This is a genomic window from Vibrio penaeicida (assembly GCF_002933855.1).
GTDB lineage: Bacteria > Pseudomonadota > Gammaproteobacteria > Enterobacterales > Vibrionaceae > Vibrio > Vibrio penaeicida_A.
The window spans coordinates 41863-65897 of sequence record NZ_BFAQ01000020.1 but is presented as its reverse complement, the minus strand read 5'-3'; the positions used below and the strand labels follow the sequence as shown (position 1 = coordinate 65897).

The following is a 24035-nucleotide window of genomic DNA, read 5'->3' as shown; positions in this document are numbered from 1 at the left end:
TTAACGCGTGCAATGTACTCATCAAAATACACCGATAAAAACAAACAGGGTGATGATTCACCCTGTTTACGTATTTTTATGGGTTGGGTTTTATGACAATCAGTTTGCCACAATGTTCAGAAGTTTACCCGGTACGTAAATGACTTTACGGATCGTTTTTCCTTCTGTGAACTTAGTAACATTCTCATCGTTCAAACCAAGCTCTTCCACTTGCTCTTTTGACGCGTCAGCAGCAACCGTCATTTTCGCGCGAAGTTTACCGTTAACTTGAACAACGATAAGTTTCTCGTCTTCAACCAGTGCTTTTTCATCGAAAGTTGGCCAAGTCGCGCTATCAACGTCGGACTCCCCAAGCGCTTCCCACATTTCATAACTGATGTGTGGAGTGATTGGGTAAAGCATTGTCACGACTGCTTTCAACGCTTCATCCAGAATAGCGCGATCTTGTGCGGACTCTTGTGGGGCCTTCGCAAGCTTGTTCATCAGTTCCATGATAGCAGCGATTGCGGTGTTGAATGTCTGGCGACGAGATACGTCATCAGTGACTTTCTGAATCGCTTTATGAACGTCACGGCGAAGAGCTTTTTGATCGGCGTTGAACGCACTTACATCAACGGCTTCAGCTGCGCCTTTTGATGTATGCTCGTTTACTAGCTTCCAAACACGCTTCAGGAAGCGGTTTGCACCTTCTACACCTGCGTCAGACCATTCCAAAGTTTGCTCTGGTGGTGCTGTAAACATCATGAATAGACGAACTGTATCCGCACCGTACTGCTGGATAACAGTTTGTGGGTCGATACCGTTGTTCTTAGACTTAGACATCTTGCTCATACCCGCAGACAATACAGGCTCACCATCTTCTTTGTGCCACGCTTTTATGACGCGCCCTTTTTCGTCCGTTTCTGTTTGAACGTCCGTTGGTGCGATCCAGATGTCACCACCTTTTTCGTCTTTGCGATAGTACGTTTCAGCCAGAACCATACCTTGACACAATAGGCGCTCAAAAGGTTCGTCGGAATTTACTAGTTCAAAATCACGTAGCAGTTTATGGAAGAAACGCGCGTAAAGTAGGTGCAAGATAGCGTGCTCAATGCCACCAATATACTGGTTTACAGGTAACCAATAGTTCGCAGCTCCAGGCTCTAGCATGCCTTCATCATAACGAGGGCTACAGTAACGCGCGTAGTACCAAGAAGACTCCATAAACGTATCGAACGTGTCAGTTTCGTGGAATACAGTCTCACCGTTCACTGAGGCTTTAGCCCATTCAGGGTCTGCTTTAATTGGAGAGGTAACACCATCCATTACAACATCTTCTGGAAGGCGTACTGGCAATGTATCAGCAGGGGCTGCGAGTTCTGAACCATCTTCTTTGTTCAGCATTGGGATTGGAGAACCCCAGTAACGTTGGCGGCTTACACCCCAATCACGTAGGCGGAAGTTCACTTTTCGTTTACCAACACCTAACGACTCTAGCTTGTCGGCAATACTGTTAAATGCATCTTCAAATTCAAGACCATCAAACTCACCAGAATTAACGAGTGTGCCTTTTTCGATAAACGCTTCTTTTGCCAAATCAGCGACAAGTTCACTGCCTTCAGTTGGCTGGATAACTTGCTTGATTTCAAGGTTATATGCCGTTGCAAACTCGTAGTCACGCTGATCGTGACCTGGAACCGCCATTACTGCACCTGAACCGTAATCCATCAACACGAAGTTGGCGATCCAGATTGGCACTTCCTGACCTGTTAGTGGGTGAACCGCGGTAAAGCCTGTTGCGATGCCTTTCTTTTCCATGGTTGCCATATCTGCTTCAGCAACTTTGGTGTTTTTACACTCTTCAACAAACGCGGCAACCGCTTCGTTGTTTTCTGCCGCTTCTAGTGCGATAGGGTGACCAGCTGCAACCGCTACATACGTCACACCCATGAAAGTATCAGGGCGAGTAGTGTAAACGGTGAAGTTCTCGTCTTTGTCGGCACGTTTGAAATCGATCTCTAAACCTTCAGAACGACCAATCCAGTTACGCTGCATGGTTTTTACTTGCTCAGGCCAGTGATCCAGCTTATCTAGATCGTCTAGCAGTTCTTGAGCGTAGTCGGTGATTTTGATAAACCACTGAGGAATTTCTTTTTGTTCAACCACAGCGCCTGAACGCCAACCGCGACCGTCAATAACCTGCTCGTTAGCCAGAACAGTTTGATCCACCGGGTCCCAGTTAACCGTCGACATTTTTTTGTAGACTAGACCTTTTTCATAAAGCTTAGTGAAGAACCACTGTTCCCACTTGTAATACTCTGGATGGCATGTCGCGATTTCGCGATCCCAGTCGTAGCCAAAACCAAGCAGTTTTAACTGGTTACGCATGTAGTCTATGTTTTCATAAGTCCACTTAGCAGGAGCCGTGTTGTTTTTAATAGCGGCATTTTCAGCAGGTAGACCAAACGCATCCCAGCCCATAGGCTGCATGACATTTTTACCTTGTAGACGATGGAACCGAGAAACCACATCACCGATGGTATAGTTACGCACGTGACCCATGTGGAGACGACCACTTGGGTATGGGAACATGGAGAGACAGTAAAACTTTTCTTTATTCGGGTCTTCGCTCACGACAAACGTCTTGTTGTCGTCCCAGTGCTTTTGAACTTTCTGTTCAATATCTTGAGGGTTATATTGCTCTTGCATCGATGATATCCGGTTATCTTGGAATTTGTGAGATCGGTTAGATCAGACTGTGATAGATCAGCATAGAATACATAAAGGAAAGACAGTCAACAATAGTCAATGCACGGAGGTCGTTTATGCCTGAGCGTAAAGCCCGTTATGAAGCGTTCCTAGAAGAGGTTACCGATACGTTAAAACATAGCCCTGAAGAGCTAGAACGAGTCTTGGAAACATCGTCTCAGGTCGTTGCTGCTGCTAGCGATATGACTAAAGATGAACTTTCTCTTGTCTCTGCTTATGTCCGTTCGGATCTCAGTGAATTTGCTCAAAATTATCAACAGAGTAAAGAAACCTTCCCCGAAAGCCCTTTTTATCGATTAATTGCCGATTCCGTTTGGGAAGGGTTGTTGGACATTACCGATAGAACCAAAGTTGAGTGGCAAGAGCTGTTTTTAGATTTGGACCACAAAGGGTTGTATCAAACAGGTGAAGTGATCGGGCTTGGGTATCTGGTTTGCGATGAATGCGGTGATAAATCGTATTTTAATCACGCCACATTGATTCCGCCTTGTAAGAAATGCGGCAGCACAGGCTTCACACGACAAGCGCTGAAGCCATAGTGTTTGCAATATCCTAGAATTATGTTCGCTTCGCAATACGCTTTTCAATTAAGTACGATATTGATAGCGAAACCAACACAATTAAATACAGCGGCCAAATACCCAATATCCTATACGGAGTCATGCCAGTTGCTGAACTCACTTCCGCCGTTAACACTTCTGTTTTAAATTGAGGTACTTGGTGAATGATCTTTCCTTTGTGATCGGTAATCGCAGTAACACCGTTGTTCGTTGCTCTTACAACAGGCCGACCTAGTTCGAGTGCTCGCATCTGAGCGATTTCCATATGTTGGTGAGGTCCAATAGAATCACCAAACCAGGCGTCGTTTGAAAGGGTGAGTATGTAGTCGGTCTCTTCCGTGATGTTCTGGCGAACTTGTTCGTTGAAAATGATCTCATAACAGAGCGCCGGCGCGAAGTGACGACCATTGGCTTCGATGTTTTCCTGTACGAAATCACCTCGGCTAAATGACGACATTGGTAAATTAAAAAATGGCGCAATAGGGCGAAGAATGTCACCAAAAGGGACAAATTCACCAAAAGGAAGTAGGTGATGTTTGTGATATTTGGGCTGAGATTTAGGGTTGTATTGTTCTTGCTCATTCTGCCCAATAGCTATCACACTATTGTAGAAATTTTCTCGGCTGGTTGAAGTTACGATACCCGTTATGATGCCACTTTGGTTTAAGCGCCCTGCACTGTCTAAATTGCTCAGGAAAGAAGGCAATTCATTTTCAAATGCGGGTATAGCGGCTTCAGGCCAAATGACGACGTCGGCATCCCAGTTTTCACGAGTCAGATCCATGTATTTCATAATGGTGGGCCAGCGCTGACTGGGCAACCATTTGAGTTCCTGAGAAATGTTCCCTTGTATCAACGCAAACTTAGTCGTGTTGTCTTTGTCTTCTTCTACCCAATGAACAAGGTTAAGAGCACCTGCAAGCGCAAAGATTCCTACTGGAAGGGCTAAGAAATGCCATTGTTTCTGTGTGAGCGCGAGAGTGATAGCTCCTGCGATTAGCCAGATTATATAGCTTATGCTGTCTACGCCACCTATGGGGGCAAAGACACTTAGTGGAGAGTCAATTTGACTGTATCCAAGCCATAGCCACGGGAAGCCAGTCATAACCCAACCTCTTAGCCATTCGTTAATGAGCCATAGAGATGGAGCTGCAAGCAAAAAGCGGATGAGGTTAGCGTTTGGAAACCACCGATTGAGTGTGGCAGCAAATAGAGCAGGGTATATCGAGAGGTAACTGATCAGCAAAAACATCAATGCCAAACTGGCGAACTTGGGTAACCCACCAAATGTATCGATACTGATGTGAACCCAGCTAATGCCAATGGCAAACTGCCCAATGCCCCAGCTAAACCCAATAGCCAATGCCTGTTTGGTGGTTTGTTTTTCTAAAAGCAGAAGAAGTAGGAGCGGGCTTAGAATAGCCACGGGCCAGAATTGGTAAGGTGCAAAAGCAAGCGTAGTCAGTGCCCCAACAAAAGCGGCCGCAAGCGGCCGCACGAGGCGATGATTTAGTATTGTTATCATCTTCGTCTTATTATCGTTGTAGCATTTGGCTACTTGGTTAACCTAAACTCAGGTTAGCTACTTAAATCCTCTTCAGCAGGAAGAGGCTCCTCATCAGGGACAGTAACCTGAAGTTGAACGACGCGGCGGTTGTCTGCAGCGGTAACCTTAAACAAATAATGCTCAATTTCGACCACTTCTCCGCGTGTAGGTAGGTGTCCGAAGCTGGTCATCACCATGCCGCCGACCGTATCCACTTCTTCATCGCTGAAGGTGGTGCCGAACGTTTCATTAAAGTCTTCAATGGTGGTCAAAGCTTTAACGGCGTAGGTGTGTTTACTCAATTTCTTGATATCGGTTTCTTCTTCGTCATCGAATTCATCTTCGATTTCGCCAACGATTTCTTCCAAGATATCTTCAATGGTGACCAGCCCAGAAACGCCACCGAACTCATCTACGACAATTGCCATGTGATAACGTTCCTCTCGGAACTCTTTTAGCAGTCGATCGACGCGTTTGCTTTCTGGAACGACGACAGCAGGGCGTATTACCTGCTCTATATCGAATGGAGCACTGTCCGAACCTAAGTATTTTAATAAGTCCTTCGCTAACAGAATGCCTTCCACATGGTCTTTGTCTTCACTGATAACTGGGTAGCGTGAGTGCTGTGCATCAGTGATCAGAGCGACTAAATCATCAAGTACATGAGTTCGCTCGACAGTGACCATTTGCGAACGTGGGAGCATGATGTCCCTTACTCGCGTTTCGGCGATTTCCATAACACCTTCAAGCATATCTCGCGTGTCATGGTCAATCAGTTCGTTTATTTCAGAGTCCCGAATGACATCAACTAGCTCCTGACGATCTTTCGGTTCACCTTGAAATAGCTGACCAAGGCGTTCAAAGAAGGACTTTCTACTCGGACCTTCAGTTTTTTCTTTCTTCCCTTCCGTAGAAGAGGTCGAATTGTCTTCGTTCATGATTTCTCAATCGTTAACGCTATCAGATGTGTGATAGCACACTTAAAGCAGCCTTATTTGTCGTTCAGTTTGAAGGCTACTGCTTTTCTGCTAAATATGGGTCTTCGAAGCCCATAGATTGCATAATTTCGGTCTCGAGGGCTTCCATTTCTTCTGCTTCCTCGTCTTCGATATGATCATAACCTAACAGATGCAAGCTACCATGTACAACCATATGCGCCCAGTGCGCGGTAGCGTTTTTATCTTGTTCTTTTGCTTCCAGTTCAACCACTTGTCGGCAGATGATCAAGTCGCCAAGCAAATCCATCTCGATACCCGGAGGGACTTCAAATGGAAATGAAAGTACGTTTGTTGGTTTATCTTTACCTCGGTATTCGTGGTTAAGCTGTTGGCTTTCTGCCACGTCCACAATGCGAATGGTCACTTCGGCTTGGGGCTGGAAAAGAGGGATGGTCTTATCTAGCCACATTTGAAAGTCTTCTTGTGAAGGAAGCCCACCTTCATTTTCGACCGCGAGTTGAAGATCAAGTTCGATGGTCATTATTTACTTACCGATTGTGCATTGCTAATCGATTGTGGCAAAAGCTCGGCGCTTTGGGTTTCAAGTAGTTTTGCTTCCCGCTCTTCACGCTTGCGCTTTTCGTATTCTTTTCGTTCTTTTTGATCTTTGGCTTCCCACTTCTCATAGGCGTTAACGATACGAGCAACAACTGGGTGGCGCACTACATCATCAGACAGGAAGAAGTTGAAACTTATTTCATCGACCTCACTCAATACTTCGATAGCATGACGAAGACCAGACTTTGCACCACGAGGTAAATCAATTTGAGTGACGTCACCCGTAATTACCGCTCGTGAGTTAAAGCCGATACGTGTCAGGAACATTTTCATCTGCTCAACCGTAGTATTTTGGCTTTCATCGAGAATGATAAAGGCATCATTGAGTGTGCGACCACGCATGTAGGCGAGTGGGGCCACTTCAATAACGTTACGCTCTATGAGTTTTTCAACGCGTTCAAAACCAAGCATTTCAAACAAAGCATCGTATAGAGGTCGTAAGTAAGGGTCGACTTTTTGGCTCAAATCACCGGGCAAAAAGCCTAATTTCTCACCGGCTTCTACCGCAGGGCGAGTAAGAAGAATTCGTCGAATTTCTTGTCGCTCCAAAGCATCAACAGCCGCTGCAACAGCTAGATAGGTTTTACCCGTACCTGCTGGTCCGATGCCGAAGCTGATGTCGTGAGTCACCATATTAACCAAGTACTGCCCTTGGTTAGGGGTACGTGGCTTGATCACGCCTTTTTTGGTTTTGATAAAGACTTCTTTACCATGCTCGATGGCGGATTCTGTGGATTGCTCCAATACGCCTGATTCTTTGATGGCAAGGTGAATCAATTCAGGTTCGATGTCGGTAACTTGACCTTTAACAGGCGCGGTCTCAACATATAAAGATTTGATGATATCCAGCGCAGCCGAGGCGGTATGGGGTTTACCCACAACGGAAAAGAAGTTGCTACGATGGTTTATTTCTACACCAAGTCGGCGTTCTAAATGTTTGATATTGTCGTCGAAAGGACCACAAAGGCTGGACAAGCGACGGTTGTCTGAAGGTTCTAGATCGATTTCTAGAGTGACGATTTTATTACTCAATGCTGCCTCACATTAAACCATGACAATAAAGCCCGACTTCGACCGGGCTCTACATGGTTATTTAATCTGTAAGCTTATGGTGTAAAGGTTGCTACACCTAGCTCATCTTCCTTGCGGGTTTTTTCCATCATTGCAGATGGAGAGGTCACCACGCGAAGGTTCATTTCTTTTTCAGTTCGAACCAGTTCACCACGAAGTGAATTCGCGAATACATCGACGATATTGACGTCGACAAACTGGCCGATGAGTTCTGCAGGGCCTTCGAAGTTAACCACTCGGTTGTTCTCCGTACGACCGCGAAGTTCCATCAAGTTTTTCTTAGATGGACCTTCAACAAGAATACGCTGTTCAGTACCCATCATCAAACGAGAGTAGCGCATTGCTTGAGTATTGATTTGTTGTTGCAATTCGTAAAGGCGATCTTTCTTGGTTTGCTCGCTGACATCACACGGATAATCTGCCGCAGGTGTACCTGGTCGAGCTGAATAAATGAAGCTAAAGCTCATGTCGAAGTCGACCTGCTTGATCAGCTTCATTGTGTCTTGGAAGTCTTTGTCCGATTCGCCAGGGAATGCCACGATAAAATCGGAGCTGATTTGAATTTCTGGACGCGCTTTTCTCAGCTTACGGATAATGGATTTGTATTCGATAGCGGTATGTGGGCGCTTCATCATCGTCAAAATGCGATCGGAACCACTTTGTACAGGCAGGTGAAGGAAGCTCACCAACTCCGGCGTATCTTCATACACGGCAATGATGTCGTCAGTAAATTCAAGTGGGTGGCTGGTCGTAAATCGAATGCGGTCAATCCCATCGATAGACGCAACAAGACGCAATAGCTCCGCGAAGCTGCAGATATCATCATCAAAAGTTGCACCACGGTAGGCATTTACGTTTTGACCCAGCAGGTTAACGTCACGTACCCCTTGCTCGGCTAACTGGGCGATTTCAAATAACACATCGTCCATTGGGCGGCTGACTTCTTCACCACGGGTATACGGTACTACACAAAAAGTACAATATTTAGAGCACCCTTCCATAATCGAAACAAAAGCGGTTGCCCCTTCAGCTCGAGGCTCAGGTAAGTTATCGAATTTCTCTATTTCTGGGAAAGAAATATCCATAACAGGTGCTGAATTGTCGTGAGATGATTTGATCATCTCCGGTAGACGGTGAAGGGTTTGTGGACCAAAAATAACGTCAACAAAAGGGGCGCGTTGTCGAATATGATCACCTTCTTGCGTGGCTACACAGCCGCCAACCCCGATAACTACGCCAGGTTTTTTGTCTTTCAGTGTTTTCCAGCGACCAAGCTGGTGGAAGACTTTCTCTTGCGCTTTTTCTCGGATTGAACAGGTGTTAAGTAATAGAACGTCTGCTTCTTCAGGTTCCTCTGTTAGCTCGTATCCGTTGGCGGCATTAAGCAGGTCGGCCATTTTTGACGAATCGTATTCGTTCATCTGGCAGCCCCAAGTTTTAATTAGCAGTTTCTTACTCATCGCACTCACGCTCGTCATTTTGTTCGTATTTGTTCAAATTATATACACTACTGTTGTAGTGAGCGGCGTATTGTACTGCTTTAAAAACCAACTGACCAGAGATCGTTTAGCACTTCAGCTCTAGGCGATTTGCCCTGAATCCATCACGATGGATATTTATTCATCAGCAAAGCCAAATTTCAGTAAAACTTCGCGAGTGTTCTGTACTTCCAAAGGAGCAGGTCGATGAATATCTGGAGGTGTCTCAGACATGGTGACAGAGGATCCAATACACTTAACACTACCCGCTAGTGGATGGTCGTAGTTATGGATTAATCCAAGGTGCTCAACTTGTGGATCAGCGACGGCTTCTAAGTGTGTTTTTACTTCACCACACCAAATGTCTTCTTCGAGCATCATTTGCATTAAAGATTTTGTATCGAAGGCTGCGTTCGTTTGGTTATTTCATTCCAAACAACATCCCGCTTCTCAAATAAAATAGTGGGTTCATCAATTGCAAAAGACTGTCATCCTCAAGTACTTTTACTAGAGTCTTAAATGGGCTCACGGCAATAGTGGACCACTATTAGAACTTTATAGCCTCTTGGGTGATCCCACGTTAGCCTTTTTAAATTCATTGCAACCTCTGCTTATTGTAACCGCATAGATATCGGTTCTACGCGCTCTCCAGCACTATCAAACCAGTGTGTATGCTCGGAAGAGAACCCTAACCCAATGGTCTCACCAGTATTTACGTGCATTTGTCGTGATGTTTTCACCATTATTACTCTGTTTTTTAGCGATAGGGTATACAAGTAGCTATCACCCAATAACTCCGTTAATGTCACGGTTGCTTGAATAATGGCATTGTGATCGCTTATGAGCTGAATATTCTCCGGTCGAATTCCAAGCGTGACCGCACCCTCAGGCACAGTCAGTGAGCGACAAAGATTGATGTGGTCACAAGGGATAATGTTCATGGGTGGATTACCTAAAAACGTTGCGACGAAGGTGTTTTGAGGTTTGTCGTAGATCTCTTCGGGCGTGCCGACTTGTTGAATCCTTCCTTGGTTGATCACCACAATACGATCGGCAAGAGTCATCGCCTCTACCTGATCGTGGGTGACGTAAATGGTGGTGACTGCCAACTCATGTTGCAGTTTCTTCAGCTCCGCGCGCATACTTGATCGTAGCTTGGCGTCTAAATTTGATAGGGGCTCATCAAGAAGAAATAACTTGGGTTGTCTAACAATGGCACGAGCGAGGGCGACGCGCTGCCTTTGCCCTCCTGACAACTGCGCTGGTTTGCGATCTAGTAAGCTATCGAGCTCAACACGTTTGGCGACTTCGTCGATCATTTCATTGCGGCGGGATTTACTTAGCCCTTGTACTTTCAGCGGAAAGTCGATGTTATTGCGCACGGTCTTATGCGGATAAAGCGCGTAGCTCTGAAACACCATAGCCAAATCTCTCTCGTTTGGAGGCAATTCATTCACGCGTTTTCCATCGATCAAGATATCGCCTTGTGAGGGTTTTTCTAAGCCCGCAATCATTCTCATGGTGGTGCTTTTTCCACAGCCAGAAGGACCAAGCAACACCAGAAATTCTCGGTCTCGGATATTCAAGTTTAAGTTATCAACACTGGTCACCGTCGACCAAGATTTGGAGAGTTGTTTGAGTTCAACAGAGGCCATAAATCGTCCTTATATAGAGCTCGGAGCGGTGAAGTTAAGAAGAGAAGAATCAAAGGCAATATCACGATGTGTTTCATCGTCCCCCGTCACACGGATGCTGTGCCGTTCAACCTCTACACTTTGAATGCTCAGCCAATTGGGTGACGCCCGAAATACAGCAAAGGCATACCCCACTTGCGTTTTCCCATTTGTATTCAGTTCTAAGGCGGTGGAATACCCTTGTTGATTGATAGGGTTGCAGGAAATCGATGCTTTATGCCCTAAATGGGAATATGCACAGCCTTCTTCCAGCCCAAGCACATGCGTGTGTGAACCACTAAATGGGGCGTAGTCTCGACCTCCATGGCTTTGCCAAAGCGTGGTGAGTGGCAATAAGCGTTCAGGCTTGATGGCGAGATAGACCCAGCCTTCTTCTTTGCACAGAGCCGCTGTCCAACCCCATTCTTGTTGTGTAGGGGAAACGAGGTGGAGTATGTCTTCATGGCGTTCGTTCCATGGGTAAATGGAAAGATCCGCGTGGCTTCCATTCGCAAGCCTGACCGATTGGATATCTGTAAATTGCTGAGGATAAGCAAGAAATGAGCGTCCGAGTTTCGAGTCTGGCTCTAATGCTTCATTAATAGTGTAACCAAAGGCTTTATGCGAAAAGGATAACCGAACTTGAGATTGGCATTTGAGCATCGCATGATAGCTGATCGGAATAGCCCCATTACCACCGGAAAATTGATGCAAGTGATAGATAAAGGGTGAGCCGCTTTGTAATGCGATTGTCTTGGTGAGTTTTGCTCCATAAATATGGCGATCTAATTCTGTAACTAGCTGGTTTTCTTTACTCTCTAATACCAACCAGTTTCCGTTACTGCTCCATCCATGAGGGGGTGCTGGCTCTATATCACTTTCGCCGAATGGCGCGCAGAAGAAGTCCCCCGACAATTGCTGCAAAATAACAGGGTAATCTGGGTGGTATTCATCGACCCAAGGCGCTCGATGCATTGGCGAAAACCGAGCATTACCATCGGTGAATCGAATGTGATCTAAATGCCCGCCTTTGGTTTTAAATTCACATTCCACATTTTCATTGCGAAGTGACACTGCCATTTCAATCTCCTTTCACTAGCATGCCGCCATCGGTGATGAGTATTTGCCCAGTGATGAAACTCGATTGCTCTGTGGCAAGAAAGAGCACCGCTTGCGCCACTTCGTTCGGTTGACCAAATCGACCAATTGGGTGATTGTCATTCCAGCGTTGGCGAAGTTCTTCTGGGTCATCGACTTCATCAAAAATCTTCTCATTCATGGGGGTCATGATGGTGCCAGGTGCGACAGCGTTGACTCGGATACCATCAGGTGCAAATTCAATAGCGCTCTGACGTGTAAGCGCGTTAATTCCTCCCTTTGCGGCAGCATAAGCACTCCAGCCGTGAAACCCAGCAAAGGCTTGAGCGGAACTGATGTTAACAATCGCCCCTTTCCCCAGCTTTTTCATGTCCGGCACTGAGTGTTTTATGCCTCGCCATACGCCGGATAAGTTGGTGTTTATCACCTGATGCCACCGTTCTTCTGATATCTCAACAGCGTCACCGGATAATGCCACCGCCGCATTGTTGATCATGATATTGACCAGCCAATTTTGTTGGTGCACCCACTGGAATAACTGGTTTACCGAATCAGGGGAGGAAACATCGGTAAAATGATAATGAACATCCAACCCATCCAAATTGAGTTGATTGGCTATCTCTTCTCCTATGTCTTGATTGATGTCTGCAATGATGACGGTTGCGCCATGCGTCGCTAAAATTTCAACGCACGCTAACCCAATACCTTCTGCACCACCTGTCACCACGGCAACTTGGTTTATCAGCTTATTTCCCTTAATGTGCTCGTTTTTATTCATTGTTAGCTCCTGTTGAGGCAATGATTTCAGAGCTTATGTCAAAAGAGGCAGTTCGTTTATCTAAAAAGGCGGAGACCCCTTCTTGCCCTTCGGCGGAGCAATAGAGCTGTAAAAGTTCGGCTTGTTCCCAACTTAACCCTGATTCCAGCGGCGTATCTAACCCATTTCGAACCAGCTTTTTCATCGCGGTCTGAGCCGTAGGGCTGACTTTCAGTAGGTAACTGGCTTTTTTCAACCCTTCAGACATTAAGTTTTCTTGAGAGCAAACTTGAGAAGCGAGACCAAGACGCAATGCTTCATCAGCTTTAATTCGTTTAGCCGACAGGAGGACATCAAGAGTGACGGCTTTTCCTACCGCCCTTAATAGCCGTTGCGTGCCTCCACCTCCGGGGCAAAGTCCTAACAAACCTTCGGGTAAACCCATCTGTGCGTTGCTTGCCACTATCATCAAATCGCAGGCTAGGGCTATCTCGAATCCGCCGCCCATCGCGTAGCCGTTAACCAGTGCAATGGTCGGTTTGGGCAACTGCTCTATAGTTTCGAATGCTTTTCTTCCTTGGATTTGATAGTCATTGAACTTTTTGATTTGCAAACCGCGGTATTCATTAATGTCTGCCCCCGCGACAAAGGCTTTGTCGCCGCTACCTGTAAACATCACGACTCGAACGTTGTCGTCTTGATTGACATTGTCTAGAGCCAGAATCAACTCGTTTTGCATGTCTTCAGAGAGTGCGTTGAGCTTTTCAGGTCGGTTAAAGGTGATCAGCGCAACGTGTTTGGTTGGGTAGGTCAGTTGGATAAAGGTAAAGTGATCATGTTTCATGGAATCATCCTTTTACAGAGCCAGCAGTGAGACCTGCAACAAAGTGTTTTTGTAGGAAGAAAAACACCACCACAATAGGTAAAGAGATCATGACGGAGCTCGCCATGAGTTCACCGTATCGAATGCCATACTGACCAATAAAGTCATTCATCCCGACGGGCAAAGTTCGCATCTCTTGAGTGGTAGTAAACGACAGAGCAAATAGGAACTCCTGCCATGTGACAATTAAAATGTACACGCTGGTGGCGATGACTCCTGGGCGACAGAGCGGGAGAACAATTTCGAAAAAAATCCGCATTGGCTTAGCGCCGTCCATCGCTGCTGCTTCGTCGAGCACAGCAGGGATATTCTCCATAAACCCTTTGAGCATCCAAGTTGCCACGGGAAGGGTTATGGTGATGTAAGCAATAATGAGAGAAAGCTTTGTATTGAGTAAACCAGCGTCGTCCATCATTTTGTAAATGGGAATGATGATGGCGCTGGAAGGGAACATTTGGGATACCAGAATTAAGCCAAGGAAAACCGCCATTATTCTTATCTGAAATCGTGTAAAGGCATAGGCGGCCATTAAGGCAAGGCTAGTGGAAATCACCAATGTGCTTAAAGAAACGACGACACTGTTGAAGAAATACTGCCTAAATTCAGGTCGGAAGGCGTTACTGTAGTTTTCAAACGTTGGGTTGTCTGGCCAGAGTTTTGCTGGTATGGCAAAGGCTTCGTTGGACGGTTTTAAAGAAACGGACACCATCCAAAAAATCGGCAGTAAAATGATCAATGCCAACAGAAATTGACTGGTCAGTAGCCCTAGCTGCCTCATGTTGATCTTTATTTTCATGTTGGGGCTCATCGACTCTCCCTTTTTTGTAGCCAGAAGTAAACCGAGAGTAAAATCACTAAGATAAGAATCGACATCACCCCGTAAGTCGCTGCTTCTCCGAATCGAAACTGCCCGAAACCCAGCTCAAAGATCTTTGTCGGGAAAATATGGGTACTGTCTTTGGGACCACCACGGGTAAGTACCCAAACCATGTCGAAGTAGTTGAAGGTTAGAATGGCGGTAAGCAGTAAGTTGATCGCCACCACATGTCTAACGGCTGGAATGATGATTTCTATCAGGCGACGAAATGGGCCAGCACCATCTACGATGGCAGCTTCTACTTGCTCTTTATCGACACTTTGCAATGCCGCGAGATACACAACCGTTGAAAATGGGAAGCCTTTCCAAACGGCAGCTATCACAACCGCAAACATGGCGGTATCAGGGGTTGCTAACCATGCAATAGCTTCGTCAATCAAAGAACCAGACAGGAACATGGAATTGATGAGCCCTAGTTGAGGGTCATACATGAATCGCCATACTATGGCTGCCACTATTCCCGGCAACACCCAAGGAAGCAGCACTAGAGAGCGCATTAACCCTTGCCCGGGTATTTTCTCATTCAATAAAAGTGCCGTTAAAAAACCAAACAGGTTTTGCAAAATGATCACACCAAACGTCCATGCAACAGAGTTTTGAATGATTTGCCAGAACTGCTCCTGTGATAACAATTTGCTGTATAGCTGAAATCCCACAAATTCTGGCTCGGGGTTGATGAAGGATGTGGCGTATAAACTTTCGATGAACGTGCCAAACATTGGGTAATACATCAACAACCCGATAAGCGCGACGGCAGGCGCGATCATCATTAGAGGAAATCCAAAATTATTCTGGTACTTCATTGCCACACCCATGCTTAGTCCGTGCTGATAGCCTGATGTGGCCACCAGCGCTTCCAGTTACAACTGATTGATCTTGATGCAAGCCGAGTCCGCTGCTTTTTGTGCATCCGTGCCATCAAAGAGATCTTGAATCATTGCCATTTGAATATCGGCAATTTCCAAATACCGAGAAGACAGCGGTCGAGGTGATGCGTTATTCAAGTGCTCAATGATGGCATCAGGTTTGTGTCGATTCGCATCAACAAACTTTTGTGCTGCGTTGACGTTAGCAGGAAGAAGGTCGACCACTTTTCCATTGATGTCTTGCCTTGTAAGGAATTGGGCGAATTTCCACGCCGCTTCTTGGTGTTTGGAACCTTTGTATACGACTAAATTCCAGCCGCCGTAAGTACCAACGGGTGTTTTACCTGCAGGGGCATGACCATTCACAAAGTCCCAATCAATACTGGATTTCTTCAATGTGGGTTGTTCCAAAGCGGGCCAAAATTCAATGGCCAATGAACCATTGAGGAACAGCTCTCGCATATCTCCACTGGAAGCATTTAGAATGCCTTTAGGGGCGTATTGCGCGAGATCTTGAAGATACGCTAAAGCTTCAACAGCAGGTTTTTCGTTTAACTTACATTGCCCACTGTTATCTAAGACTTGACCGCCATTGGAGAAGATAAAAGAGTTGACGACCACGACGGTGTCTTCGCCTTTATGACCAAATAAACCAACGCCATACTGTCCTTTAGATGTGTCTGTTAGTGCTTTTGCGGCGGACTTTAGCCCACTCCAAGTGACGATTGAATCGGGCGCGATACCTGCTTTTTTGAACAGAGCATTGTTGACGTAACTGAATTGCCACACGTCTACATTGAACGGGACACCCCAAGTTTTGTCTTTGTATCGAACTGAGGACCAGGCACCGGGAAAGAATTGCCCAGTATTCATTGAAGCCACATTCATTTTCTTATCAAGTGGGATAATCGCCCCTGCTTCTGCAAATGCTGCCAGCCAGATCTGGTCGACCGTTGAAATATCGGGGGCATTTCCGCTTCTTACTGCTGTCAGGAGTCTTTGTTGATATTCAGGGTAGGGCACGGTTGTCACATCCACTTTGATCCCGGGGTTTTCTTTTTCAAATAGGGCGACAGACGCTTTTTGGTAGTCACTCAGACCAGATTCAGTCTGTTGGTTATCCCAAAAGCGGATGGTTATGTCTTCTGCTTGAACTGTGGGTGCAGACACCATCAGCATTAAGCTGATAGAGGCGCATAAACTGCGCAAACGTGTACTGAGACGCTTCATAAACTATCTCCTTGTTTATTTTTGTGCATCACTGCTTGTGTCTTGTCTTCAGACTTCAAGTAGTCTTCGGCAAGGTGAACACGTATACCATTTGCCGACAGCTCTAGCCGCTGTGCGGGAATGGTGCCTAAATCTGTCATGACATCAGTAATGTCATGCAATGGAGCTATCAGGTAATTTTCTTCCGCGCCCATCTGGCTGGCTTCGCCTAAAACCAGTGTTTGGTGCGAACGGGCAATGGCGGTTTTGGCTACGACTGAGCATGCTTCGTCGTTCATGCTGATGCCAAATTTGGATGAAATACCATCCACGGAAAGAAAGGTTTTGTCGACTCGAATTTGTTCTAATGTTGAGAAGCAAGCAGAGCCAGTCAGTGCGCGTTGGCCAGATAAAAGCTCCCCGCCTGTTAAGATGACCCGAAAATCATGTTTGTATTGTTGGAAAAATTCAAAGGCATCCAGAGAGTTGGTCACAATGGTATGCTTGCCCGCTGCCGCAATTAATGCAGAAGCTAAAGGCATGGCGAATACACCGTGATTGATGAATATTTTGCTTTCACGTTTGAGTACCTTCACCGCCATTTGGGCAATGCGCTCTCGAGCATGATTCACTTCTTTGTGAAATTGGATTTCAGGTGGCTGGATTTCACATTGTATCCCTAAGTATTGGCATTCTGATTCCAAGCTTTTCGCCAGCTTTCGGTACCAGTTGTGATCGATAAAGTGGGGCACAAACATGATTCTTGCAGAGGTTAAGCTGCTTTTGTCTACAGAAAAGTCGCGACCAGCCAACTCGGATAGGTTTTGTTTTAAAACCCAGTGATCATTTTGCCGAGTAAACCGGGTATGCACATCTTGCCCTGTCAAAATATCAAAAGGGGTCAATACTGGCTGAGGAACAAAACCGCTAACCAACTTGGCAACCGTGTGCGCCGCCATGTAGCCAACCAATTCTGGGTATAAAGCGACACATGCGTGAAGTCGGTTGCCGTAAGTGAGTTCATCCAGTAAATCATCGCCTTCTAATCCGATCGAATAGGCGTAAATGTCATGCCGACCTTTCGTGGCTTCTAACCCAGCAAGAATCGAGTGATCATTTACGCCGAACAGAACATTGATATTTGGATGTGTTGCGAGTGCATCTTGAATCTGTCGCAGTGCGGTTCTGTAATGCCCAAATCCATCAATAGATAGTATCTGAAGTTCACCTAAGTAAAATTGGTTAAAACCTCGCAAAAACCCTTTTGTTCTTTGCTGTGCATTAGACAGTTGTGCATGATTAATAAGTAGAACATTAGCGCACTTCACTTCATCACTATTGAGCTGATTAGCGGCAAAACTTCCGAGTTGGTACCCTGCCTCTAAATTGTCTGGACCAATATACGTGCATTGAGAATCGGGGGCAGATTCAGACAAGACAGGCAGCCCATTTGCTAATGCTCGCTGCTTGAGTAAATCGCCCCATGGTTCATGGATTGGAGGAAGGATCAAGGCATCGACTTCATCAAGACCTATATCTTCTTGAGTCAATGGAGGAGGAGTTGTATTTTTAACAGCATGAACAGCGCCATGAGAGCGCTCCAGCTTTCCGCTTTTTGCCAGTCTCGCAACGTCTCTCCGAATAGTGACGTTCGCCACTTGAGGAAACTCCTGAGCAAGCTGTGCAATAGAGACGTTTCTACGGTTCTCTAGCACATTCAATATAGCTTGTTCGCGGAGCCTTTGGTTCATAATGAGTGATCCACTGGATAAACAATATTCACCATTATCTGTATAAATCAATCTAAATGATCAAACTATTCACCTATAAATTACAAAATTATCACAAATGATCATTTGTGTTCTTTATTGATCTTAAAGAGTGACCTGATACTTGTTCTTATCGTGGACGACTTGTCCAATAGAGCAGTAAACTAAGCGCTTCTGGCACAAAGTGGCTATTTGGGAAAGGTATGGAAAAGTTTGATATTGCCGTGATTGGTGGGGGAATGGTTGGTGCTGCTGTGGCAGTAGGGTTTGCCAAACAAGGGAAAGGGGTATTGGTTGTTGAACATCATCAGCCTAAAGCTTACGACTCGACCCAGCCAATGGATCTACGCGTATCTGCAATTTCTCAATCCTCAGTGAATTTTCTCGAAGAACTTGGTGCTTGGAATGTTATCGAAAGTACGCGTGTATGCTCATACAAACGCCTTGAAACGTGGGATATGCCAGAATGCCGCACACGATTTCACTCAGACGAACTCAACCTTGAGCAACTGGGCTTCATTGTAGAGAATCGTATGGTGCAGTTAGGGTTGTGGGATGCGATGTCTAGGCTTAGCAACATCACGTTAAAGTGCCCAGATACGTTAGAGGCGATAGAAGATAATTTGGATTCTAGGCTGCTTCGTTTAGCCAGTGGGGAAGAATATCAAGCGACATGGGTGATTGGAGCCGATGGAGCAAATTCGAAGGTGAGAGCCATCGCTCAAATAGGTGTAACCGCTTGGGACTACCGCCAGCATTGCATGTTGGTTAATGTCGCAACAGATAAGCCTCAGCAAGATATTACTTGGCAGCAATTTACCGCGTCTGGACCTCGTTCGTTCTTGCCTCTCCCGGGGCATCAAGGTTCGGTTGTTTGGTATGACTCACCACAAAAAATACGTTCTCTACTTGCAATGAATCATACTCAGTTGGCGACGACCATTATGAATGAATTCCCAGCTGAATTGGGCGAGATAACGGTAGAGCAAGCCGGAGCTTTTCCACTCACGAGGCGACATGCACAGCGTTATCATCAAAAAGGCTGTGTGTTAATAGGGGACGCGGCCCACACAATAAATCCTTTAGCGGGGCAGGGCGTTAATTTGGGGTTCAAGGATGTAAAAGCACTACTAGAACAAAGTGATTCTCTGGGCTTGACGGAGCAAGCGTTGGAGCGTTACCAGTCGATTCGTAAGCGCGACAACTTGTTAATGCAAACGGGTATGGATGTATTTTACAAAGTCTTTAAAGACACATTCCCTCCCGTTGCATTTACACGTAACGCAGCCTTGAAACTCGCGGAGCATTCTGGTCCTATTAAGCAACAAGTACTGCGCTATGCGCTCGGTTTATAGCGTTATGTTCACACGCTTAAACGTAGACTAAAAAACTGCACACATACGGGGTTGCCAGTCGAGATACTGTGCCCCGTTTCTTGTAATGTCCCATTCTCTTCATTTCGGCGATAAGACACCAAATTATTCGTATCTTGATTCGCGGCGACCAGCCATTTCCCATTTGGAGTCAGGTTGAAATCTCGAGGGTTTAACCCGCCAGATGAAACGGTTTGGACGACAGTCAAATCACCGGAGAGCTCTACCTTTAAACAGACGATAGACGATTGCTGTCTGCCTGAAACATAGACAAATCTCTCATCGGCAGATAAACGGATCGCGGCAGCAGCGCCACCTTCATTGTGTTCTGCAAATGGAGAAATGGTTGATGCAATTTCCCAAATGGTCTGTTCATTCTTTTTCAAAACCAGAACTTCTTCTGACAACTCACAAAGCACATAAGCTTTGAGCTCATCTTTTGATAAGACTAAATGGCGTGGACCACTGCCAGAAGGTGTCTGAACGTGCTGAACTTCAGATTCGTTGATGAGTGAATTGGATATTGGATAAAAGCTCACTCTGTCGGTGCCGAGGTCTACCGTGACTATTTCATTGGTTTGCTTTAAAAAGCATGCAAAGTGAGCATGAGGTCCTTCCTGCCTATCAGCATTTGGACCACTACCAACATGTTGAATAGTTTGTATGTGTTCTAGCTGGCCATTGTTTAGAGAGAATAAACTGAAATTTCCAGTGCCATAATTAGACGTGACCGCTAGTGTTTGATCTGAGTTTACTGCTACGTGGCACGGATAATCACCATCGACCGGATTACTATCGAGTAGGGTCAGCTGGTGGTTTTTAATATCGTGCACTGATAAGCCAGCACCTTTTCCATTGGCAAACTCATTGATGGCGAAAACCTGTCCATTCTGATAAATCAAATAAGCGGGATTTTGCGCATCAGATATCAAAGTAAGTTTATCGAAAGCACCTGTTTCCAAATTCATTTGGACAGAGGAAATACCTTTTCCTTCCCCCGTCATGGCTCCGATGGATTGTGTATAGCTACCAATAAGAATCTTTTGATGATTTACCATTCTGAGTTGCCTTAATTTTCCAAATCAATGAGAACTATGATCAGTATGATTGAGGATAAAACGCAACCGAAAGCGGAATTAATACAGAAAGAATGAGAATCAGAACAAAGATTTGATGATGTGAGTCAGAAATGATCATGCTGAAAATAGAAAACCCACCAAAAGGTGGGTTTCTAAATAATGGTGCGGAAGGAGAGACTTGAACTCTCACACCTTGCGGCGCCAGAACCTAAATCTGGTGCGTCTACCAATTCCGCCACTTCCGCAACAAATCTGTAGTCTTGAACGATGATTGGTGAATCATTCAGACGTTGTAAATGGTGGCTACGACGGGATTCGAACCTGTGACCCCATCATTATGAGTGATGTGCTCTAACCAACTGAGCTACGTAGCCACTTTTTGAAAAATGGTGCGGAAGGAGAGACTTGAACTCTCACACCTTGCGGCGCCAGAACCTAAATCTGGTGCGTCTACCAATTCCGCCACTTCCGCATCAAAATTTTTAGTTATCAAGACGATTGGTAAAATCTCAATAACGTTGTATATGGCTGGGCTACCTGGATTCGAACCAGGGGATGGCGGCATCAAAAGCCGCTGCCTTACCGCTTGGCGATAGCCCAGTAGATCAACTACATTCTGGAATTGAAGTGTTACTACACTGAATTTCGCCACCGCCGCTTAGCGGTAGTTTATATACTATATTCACTTAAAACTCAATATATTAAGTATTCAAGTGTGGATTTAGTGGCTGGGCTACCTGGATTCGAACCAGGGAATGGCGGCATCAAAAGCCGCTGCCTTACCGCTTGGCGATAGCCCAACAGCGAGCGTGTATAATCACACTCTAAATAATGGTGCGGAAGGAGAGACTTGAACTCTCACACCTTGCGGCGCCAGAACCTAAATCTGGTGCGTCTACCAATTCCGCCACTTCCGCAACAAATTTGTAGTCTTGACTGACAATTGGTGAGTCAATCAGACGTTGTAATGGCTGGGCTACCTGGATTCGAACCAGGGAATGGCGGCATCAAAAGCCGCTGCCTTACCGCTTGGCGATAGCCCAACTGTGAGCGTGATAATCACAGCTCTATATATTTAAAGCCATTGCTTTAAAAGAATATGGTGCGGAAGGAGAGACTTGAACTCTCACACCTTGCGGCGCCAGAACCTAAATCTGGTGCGTCTACCAATTCCGCCACTTCCGCAACTTAATCTGTAGTTATCAAGACAATTGGTAAAGTCTTAACAACGTTGAATAATGGCTGGGCTACCTGGATTCGAACCAGGGAATGGCGGCATCAAAAGCCGCTGCCTTACCGCTTGGCGATAGCCCAACTGATTGTTTACCGTGTCAATCTCACGCTCTTTATTTCTAAAGAGAACAATTCATGGTGCGGAAGGAGAGACTTGAACTCTCACACCTTGCGGCGCCAGAACCTAAATCTGGTGCGTCTACCAATTCCGCCACTTCCGCATGAATTTGTTATGATAGAGGATTTGAGATGGTGCGGAAGGAGAGACTTGAACTCTCACACCTTGCGGCGCCAGAACCTAAATCTGGTGCGTCTACCAATTCCGCCACTTCCGCGTCTCAAATTTCTATCTTGTTATTCGCTAATTGGTAAAAGCCAATAACAATTGTATGGTGGCTACGACGGGATTCGAACCTGTGACCCCATCATTATGAGTGATGTGCTCTAACCAACTGAGCTACGTAGCCATCTTTTTGTTGCTATGTTTTTAGAGCGAGACAATATAATACAATCTCTACTCTAGTTCTACCGAAAATGTAAAAACTTTTCGCTAGAAAAAATAATGGCTGGGCTACCTGGATTCGAACCAGGGAATGGCGGCATCAAAAGCCGCTGCCTTACCGCTTGGCGATAGCCCAACAGCGAGTGTGTAATCACACTCTAAATAATGGTGCGGAAGGAGAGACTTGAACTCTCACACCTTGCGGCGCCAGAACCTAAATCTGGTGCGTCTACCAATTCCGCCACTTCCGCATTATTTCCTAAAAGCTTTCAAAAAAGCGCTTAGGAAATGGTGGCTACGACGGGATTCGAACCTGTGACCCCATCATTATGAGTGATGTGCTCTAACCAACTGAGCTACGTAGCCATTTTTAAATGTTCGCTCTCTTTTATAAGTCGCCTTATTGTCGAGAACGGAGCGCATTATGCGGATATGACCCAAAACCGTCAACAGTTTTTTTTAATAAATTGCGATTTTAGAATTGTTCGCCCTTTTTTTAAGCAAAGAGACGTGTTTCTGATCTAAAAGTGTTGTGATTGCAACATGGGTATAGCCTGAAGAGGTATTCAAATCGGATTTATGAGTATCGTTAAATAAAAAAAGCCAACAAATTTGTTGGCTTTTTGAACACTTTTAAGTGAAAACGTGAAGAATAACGCTTAAACGTTGAAGCGGAAGTGAACGACGTCACCATCTTTCACAATGTAGTCTTTACCTTCTAGACGCCATTTACCAGCTTCTTTTGCACCGCTTTCTCCGTTGAATTGGATGAAATCATCGTATCCAACGACTTCTGCACGGATGAAACCTTTCTCAAAATCAGTGTGGATTTTACCGGCAGATTGAGGGGCTGTTGCACCAATTGGAATTGTCCATGCACGCACTTCTTTAACACCTGCGGTGAAGTAAGTTTGCAGCGTTAACAACTCATAGCCAGAACGAATTACACGGTTCAATCCTGGTTCTTCAATGCCCATATCGGCAAGAAATTCTTCACGGTCTTCATCGTCTAGTTCCGACAGTTCTGATTCGATAGATGCGCAAACAGCGACAACAACGTTGTTTTCATTTTCGGCGTACTCACGCACTGCATCTAGATATGGGTTGTTTTCAAAGCCATCTTCATTCACATTGGCAATGTACATAGTTGGCTTAAGTGTTAGGAAGTTCAAGTAACCAACAGCTGCCAGCTCTTCTTTTGCAAGCTCAACCGTACGAGCCATTCCACCTTCTGTTAGTACAGGAAGCAGTTTTTCAAGAACAGTCAGTTCAAACTTCGCGTCTTTGTCGCCGCCTTTGGCTTTCTTAGTGTTGCGGTGAATAGCGCGCTCACAAGAATCCAAATCAGCCAACGCAAGCTCTAGATTGATGACTTCAATATCTTCGATTGGAGACACTTTACCCGCAACGTGAACAATGTTTTCGTTCTCGAAACAGCGAACAACATGACCAATCGCGTCAGTTTCACGAATGTTAGCAAGGAATTTGTTGCCTAGCCCTTCACCTTTGGATGCACCCGCAACCAAACCTGCGATGTCGACAAATTCCATTGTTGTTGGCAAGATTTTTTTCGGATTAACAATTTTCGCTAATGCGTCTAAACGCAAATCTGGAACAGGTACTACGCCTGTGTTTGGCTCGATAGTACAGAAAGGAAAGTTTGCTGCCTCGATGCCTGCTTTAGTCAGTGCGTTAAACAGAGTTGATTTACCAACATTTGGCAAACCAACGATGCCACATTTAAAACCCATGATAGT

Annotated in this window: 19 protein-coding genes and 15 tRNA genes; 2 read left to right on the top strand and 32 right to left on the bottom strand. The window is 45.6% G+C overall.

Annotated features, from left to right (window positions below):
* Positions 1 to 99: 99 nt before the first annotated feature.
* Entirely contained in the window at positions 100 to 2688 is a 2589-nt protein-coding gene (leuS, locus tag VPNCDNU1_RS11485) for a leucine--tRNA ligase (protein ID WP_104400434.1), read from the bottom strand.
* A 116-nt stretch (positions 2689 to 2804) separates the two neighbouring features.
* On the opposite strand from leuS, the gene VPNCDNU1_RS11480 reads away from it, so the two are divergent.
* Entirely contained in the window at positions 2805 to 3287 is a 483-nt protein-coding gene (locus VPNCDNU1_RS11480) for a zinc ribbon-containing protein (protein ID WP_104400433.1), read from the top strand.
* A 19-nt stretch (positions 3288 to 3306) separates the two neighbouring features.
* Here VPNCDNU1_RS11480 and lnt read toward each other — a convergent pair whose 3' ends face one another.
* The 14 genes from lnt to VPNCDNU1_RS11410 all read right to left on the bottom strand — a co-directional run bounded on the left by lnt (position 3307) and on the right by VPNCDNU1_RS11410 (position 18073).
* The gene (gene lnt, locus VPNCDNU1_RS11475) at positions 3307 to 4833 is read right to left on the bottom strand and encodes an apolipoprotein N-acyltransferase (protein WP_104400432.1); all 1527 of its coding nucleotides are present in this window, start codon (positions 4831 to 4833) and stop codon (positions 3307 to 3309) included.
* Positions 4834 to 4886: 53 nt separating this feature from the next.
* Positions 4887 to 5792, bottom strand: coding sequence for a CNNM family magnesium/cobalt transport protein CorC (corC, locus tag VPNCDNU1_RS11470; protein WP_101110754.1), 906 nt, complete (start codon positions 5790 to 5792; stop codon positions 4887 to 4889).
* Between the two features lie 76 nt (positions 5793 to 5868).
* Positions 5869 to 6333, bottom strand: coding sequence for an rRNA maturation RNase YbeY (gene ybeY, locus VPNCDNU1_RS11465; RefSeq protein WP_104400431.1), 465 nt, complete (start codon positions 6331 to 6333; stop codon positions 5869 to 5871).
* Positions 6333 to 7442, bottom strand: coding sequence for a PhoH family protein (locus VPNCDNU1_RS11460; RefSeq protein WP_104400430.1), 1110 nt, complete (start codon positions 7440 to 7442; stop codon positions 6333 to 6335). The genes ybeY and VPNCDNU1_RS11460 overlap by 1 nt, the downstream gene beginning before the upstream one ends.
* Positions 7443 to 7516: 74 nt before the next feature.
* Positions 7517 to 8941, bottom strand: a complete 1425-nt coding sequence (gene miaB, locus VPNCDNU1_RS11455; protein WP_104400534.1) for a tRNA (N6-isopentenyl adenosine(37)-C2)-methylthiotransferase MiaB — start codon at positions 8939 to 8941, stop codon at positions 7517 to 7519.
* A gap of 156 nt (positions 8942 to 9097) precedes the next feature.
* Positions 9098 to 9346, bottom strand: coding sequence for a CoA transferase (locus VPNCDNU1_RS11450; protein WP_104400429.1), 249 nt, complete (start codon positions 9344 to 9346; stop codon positions 9098 to 9100).
* 224 nt (positions 9347 to 9570) lie between these two features.
* Positions 9571 to 10614, bottom strand: coding sequence for an ABC transporter ATP-binding protein (locus VPNCDNU1_RS11445; protein ID WP_104400428.1), 1044 nt, complete (start codon positions 10612 to 10614; stop codon positions 9571 to 9573).
* A 9-nt stretch (positions 10615 to 10623) separates the two neighbouring features.
* Positions 10624 to 11712: a hypothetical protein gene (locus VPNCDNU1_RS11440; RefSeq protein WP_104400427.1), complete on the bottom strand. Its 1089-nt coding sequence runs from the start codon at positions 11710 to 11712 to the stop codon at positions 10624 to 10626.
* A gap of 1 nt (position 11713) precedes the next feature.
* Positions 11714 to 12508, bottom strand: a complete 795-nt coding sequence (locus VPNCDNU1_RS11435) for an SDR family NAD(P)-dependent oxidoreductase (RefSeq protein ID WP_104400426.1) — start codon at positions 12506 to 12508, stop codon at positions 11714 to 11716.
* On the bottom strand, positions 12501 to 13331 hold the full coding sequence (locus VPNCDNU1_RS11430; protein WP_104400425.1) for an enoyl-CoA hydratase/isomerase family protein: 831 nt from the start codon (positions 13329 to 13331) through the stop codon (positions 12501 to 12503). Before VPNCDNU1_RS11430 ends, VPNCDNU1_RS11435 begins: the two co-directional genes overlap by 8 nt.
* 4 nt (positions 13332 to 13335) lie before the next feature.
* Positions 13336 to 14178, bottom strand: a complete 843-nt coding sequence (locus VPNCDNU1_RS11425) for a carbohydrate ABC transporter permease (RefSeq protein WP_237324122.1) — start codon at positions 14176 to 14178, stop codon at positions 13336 to 13338.
* The gene (locus VPNCDNU1_RS11420; RefSeq protein ID WP_201797117.1) at positions 14175 to 15050 is read right to left on the bottom strand and encodes a carbohydrate ABC transporter permease; all 876 of its coding nucleotides are present in this window, start codon (positions 15048 to 15050) and stop codon (positions 14175 to 14177) included. The genes VPNCDNU1_RS11425 and VPNCDNU1_RS11420 overlap by 4 nt, the downstream gene beginning before the upstream one ends.
* Positions 15051 to 15107: 57 nt before the next feature.
* Positions 15108 to 16343 carry an ABC transporter substrate-binding protein gene (locus VPNCDNU1_RS11415; protein ID WP_104400424.1) on the bottom strand — a complete coding sequence of 412 codons (1236 nt, stop codon included), beginning with the start codon at positions 16341 to 16343 and terminating at the stop codon, positions 15108 to 15110.
* Positions 16340 to 18073, bottom strand: coding sequence for a substrate-binding domain-containing protein (locus VPNCDNU1_RS11410; RefSeq protein ID WP_104400423.1), 1734 nt, complete (start codon positions 18071 to 18073; stop codon positions 16340 to 16342). The genes VPNCDNU1_RS11415 and VPNCDNU1_RS11410 overlap by 4 nt, the downstream gene beginning before the upstream one ends.
* A gap of 221 nt (positions 18074 to 18294) precedes the next feature.
* On the opposite strand from VPNCDNU1_RS11410, the gene VPNCDNU1_RS11405 reads away from it, so the two are divergent.
* Entirely contained in the window at positions 18295 to 19446 is a 1152-nt protein-coding gene (locus VPNCDNU1_RS11405; RefSeq protein WP_104400422.1) for a 2-octaprenyl-3-methyl-6-methoxy-1,4-benzoquinol hydroxylase, read from the top strand.
* A gap of 8 nt (positions 19447 to 19454) precedes the next feature.
* Here the strand turns inward: VPNCDNU1_RS11405 and VPNCDNU1_RS11400 are convergent, their stop codons facing one another.
* The 17 genes from VPNCDNU1_RS11400 to ychF all read right to left on the bottom strand — a co-directional run bounded on the left by VPNCDNU1_RS11400 (position 19455) and on the right by ychF (position 24029).
* Complete coding sequence (locus tag VPNCDNU1_RS11400; RefSeq protein WP_104400421.1) at positions 19455 to 20522, bottom strand: lactonase family protein; 1068 nt, start codon at positions 20520 to 20522, stop codon at positions 19455 to 19457.
* A gap of 181 nt (positions 20523 to 20703) precedes the next feature.
* A tRNA-Leu gene (locus tag VPNCDNU1_RS11395) sits at positions 20704 to 20788 on the bottom strand.
* 52 nt (positions 20789 to 20840) lie between these two features.
* Positions 20841 to 20917, bottom strand: a tRNA-Met gene (locus VPNCDNU1_RS11390).
* Positions 20918 to 20930: 13 nt separating this feature from the next.
* Positions 20931 to 21015, bottom strand: a tRNA-Leu gene (locus VPNCDNU1_RS11385).
* A 53-nt stretch (positions 21016 to 21068) separates the two neighbouring features.
* Positions 21069 to 21143, bottom strand: a tRNA-Gln gene (locus VPNCDNU1_RS11380).
* Between the two features lie 125 nt (positions 21144 to 21268).
* Positions 21269 to 21343, bottom strand: a tRNA-Gln gene (locus VPNCDNU1_RS11375).
* Between the two features lie 32 nt (positions 21344 to 21375).
* Positions 21376 to 21460, bottom strand: a tRNA-Leu gene (locus VPNCDNU1_RS11370).
* Positions 21461 to 21511: 51 nt separating this feature from the next.
* Positions 21512 to 21586: transfer RNA gene (locus VPNCDNU1_RS11365), tRNA-Gln, on the bottom strand.
* Between the two features lie 57 nt (positions 21587 to 21643).
* Positions 21644 to 21728, bottom strand: a tRNA-Leu gene (locus tag VPNCDNU1_RS11360).
* Positions 21729 to 21782: 54 nt separating this feature from the next.
* A tRNA-Gln gene (locus tag VPNCDNU1_RS11355) sits at positions 21783 to 21857 on the bottom strand.
* 55 nt (positions 21858 to 21912) lie between these two features.
* Positions 21913 to 21997 (bottom strand) — tRNA-Leu (locus VPNCDNU1_RS11350).
* A gap of 29 nt (positions 21998 to 22026) precedes the next feature.
* Positions 22027 to 22111 (bottom strand) — tRNA-Leu (locus VPNCDNU1_RS11345).
* Between the two features lie 55 nt (positions 22112 to 22166).
* A tRNA-Met gene (locus tag VPNCDNU1_RS11340) sits at positions 22167 to 22243 on the bottom strand.
* 96 nt (positions 22244 to 22339) lie between these two features.
* Positions 22340 to 22414, bottom strand: a tRNA-Gln gene (locus VPNCDNU1_RS11335).
* 30 nt (positions 22415 to 22444) lie between these two features.
* A tRNA-Leu gene (locus tag VPNCDNU1_RS11330) sits at positions 22445 to 22529 on the bottom strand.
* Positions 22530 to 22567: 38 nt separating this feature from the next.
* Positions 22568 to 22644 (bottom strand) — tRNA-Met (locus tag VPNCDNU1_RS11325).
* 293 nt (positions 22645 to 22937) lie between these two features.
* Positions 22938 to 24029 (bottom strand): redox-regulated ATPase YchF, encoded by a 1092-nt coding sequence (gene ychF / locus VPNCDNU1_RS11320; protein WP_104400420.1) that lies wholly within the window; start codon positions 24027 to 24029, stop codon positions 22938 to 22940.
* Positions 24030 to 24035: the final 6 nt, after the last annotated feature.

Bases quoted from the DNA above. Each gene is read 5' to 3' on its own strand.
- VPNCDNU1_RS11450 (WP_104400429.1), bottom strand. From the start codon at position 9,346: ATGCAAATGATGCTCGAAGAAGACATTTGGTGTGGTGAAGTAAAAACA.
- leuS (WP_104400434.1), bottom strand. From the start codon at position 2,688: ATGCAAGAGCAATATAACCCTCAAGATATTGAACAGAAAGTTCAAAAG.
- ybeY (WP_104400431.1), bottom strand. From the start codon at position 6,333: ATGACCATCGAACTTGATCTTCAACTCGCGGTCGAAAATGAAGGTGGG.
- VPNCDNU1_RS11430 (WP_104400425.1), bottom strand. From the start codon at position 13,331: ATGAAACATGATCACTTTACCTTTATCCAACTGACCTACCCAACCAAA.
- VPNCDNU1_RS11410 (WP_104400423.1), bottom strand. From the start codon at position 18,073: ATGAACCAAAGGCTCCGCGAACAAGCTATATTGAATGTGCTAGAGAAC.
- miaB (WP_104400534.1), bottom strand. From the start codon at position 8,941: ATGAGTAAGAAACTGCTAATTAAAACTTGGGGCTGCCAGATGAACGAA.
- VPNCDNU1_RS11435 (WP_104400426.1), bottom strand. From the start codon at position 12,508: ATGAATAAAAACGAGCACATTAAGGGAAATAAGCTGATAAACCAAGTT.
- VPNCDNU1_RS11480 (WP_104400433.1), top strand. From the start codon at position 2,805: ATGCCTGAGCGTAAAGCCCGTTATGAAGCGTTCCTAGAAGAGGTTACC.
- corC (WP_101110754.1), bottom strand. From the start codon at position 5,792: ATGAACGAAGACAATTCGACCTCTTCTACGGAAGGGAAGAAAGAAAAA.
- VPNCDNU1_RS11445 (WP_104400428.1), bottom strand. From the start codon at position 10,614: ATGGCCTCTGTTGAACTCAAACAACTCTCCAAATCTTGGTCGACGGTG.
- VPNCDNU1_RS11415 (WP_104400424.1), bottom strand. From the start codon at position 16,343: ATGAAGCGTCTCAGTACACGTTTGCGCAGTTTATGCGCCTCTATCAGC.
- lnt (WP_104400432.1), bottom strand. From the start codon at position 4,833: ATGATAACAATACTAAATCATCGCCTCGTGCGGCCGCTTGCGGCCGCT.
- VPNCDNU1_RS11400 (WP_104400421.1), bottom strand. From the start codon at position 20,522: ATGGTAAATCATCAAAAGATTCTTATTGGTAGCTATACACAATCCATC.
- VPNCDNU1_RS11425 (WP_237324122.1), bottom strand. From the start codon at position 14,178: ATGAGCCCCAACATGAAAATAAAGATCAACATGAGGCAGCTAGGGCTA.
- VPNCDNU1_RS11405 (WP_104400422.1), top strand. From the start codon at position 18,295: ATGGAAAAGTTTGATATTGCCGTGATTGGTGGGGGAATGGTTGGTGCT.
- VPNCDNU1_RS11440 (WP_104400427.1), bottom strand. From the start codon at position 11,712: ATGGCAGTGTCACTTCGCAATGAAAATGTGGAATGTGAATTTAAAACC.
- VPNCDNU1_RS11420 (WP_201797117.1), bottom strand. From the start codon at position 15,050: ATGAAGTACCAGAATAATTTTGGATTTCCTCTAATGATGATCGCGCCT.
- ychF (WP_104400420.1), bottom strand. From the start codon at position 24,029: ATGGGTTTTAAATGTGGCATCGTTGGTTTGCCAAATGTTGGTAAATCA.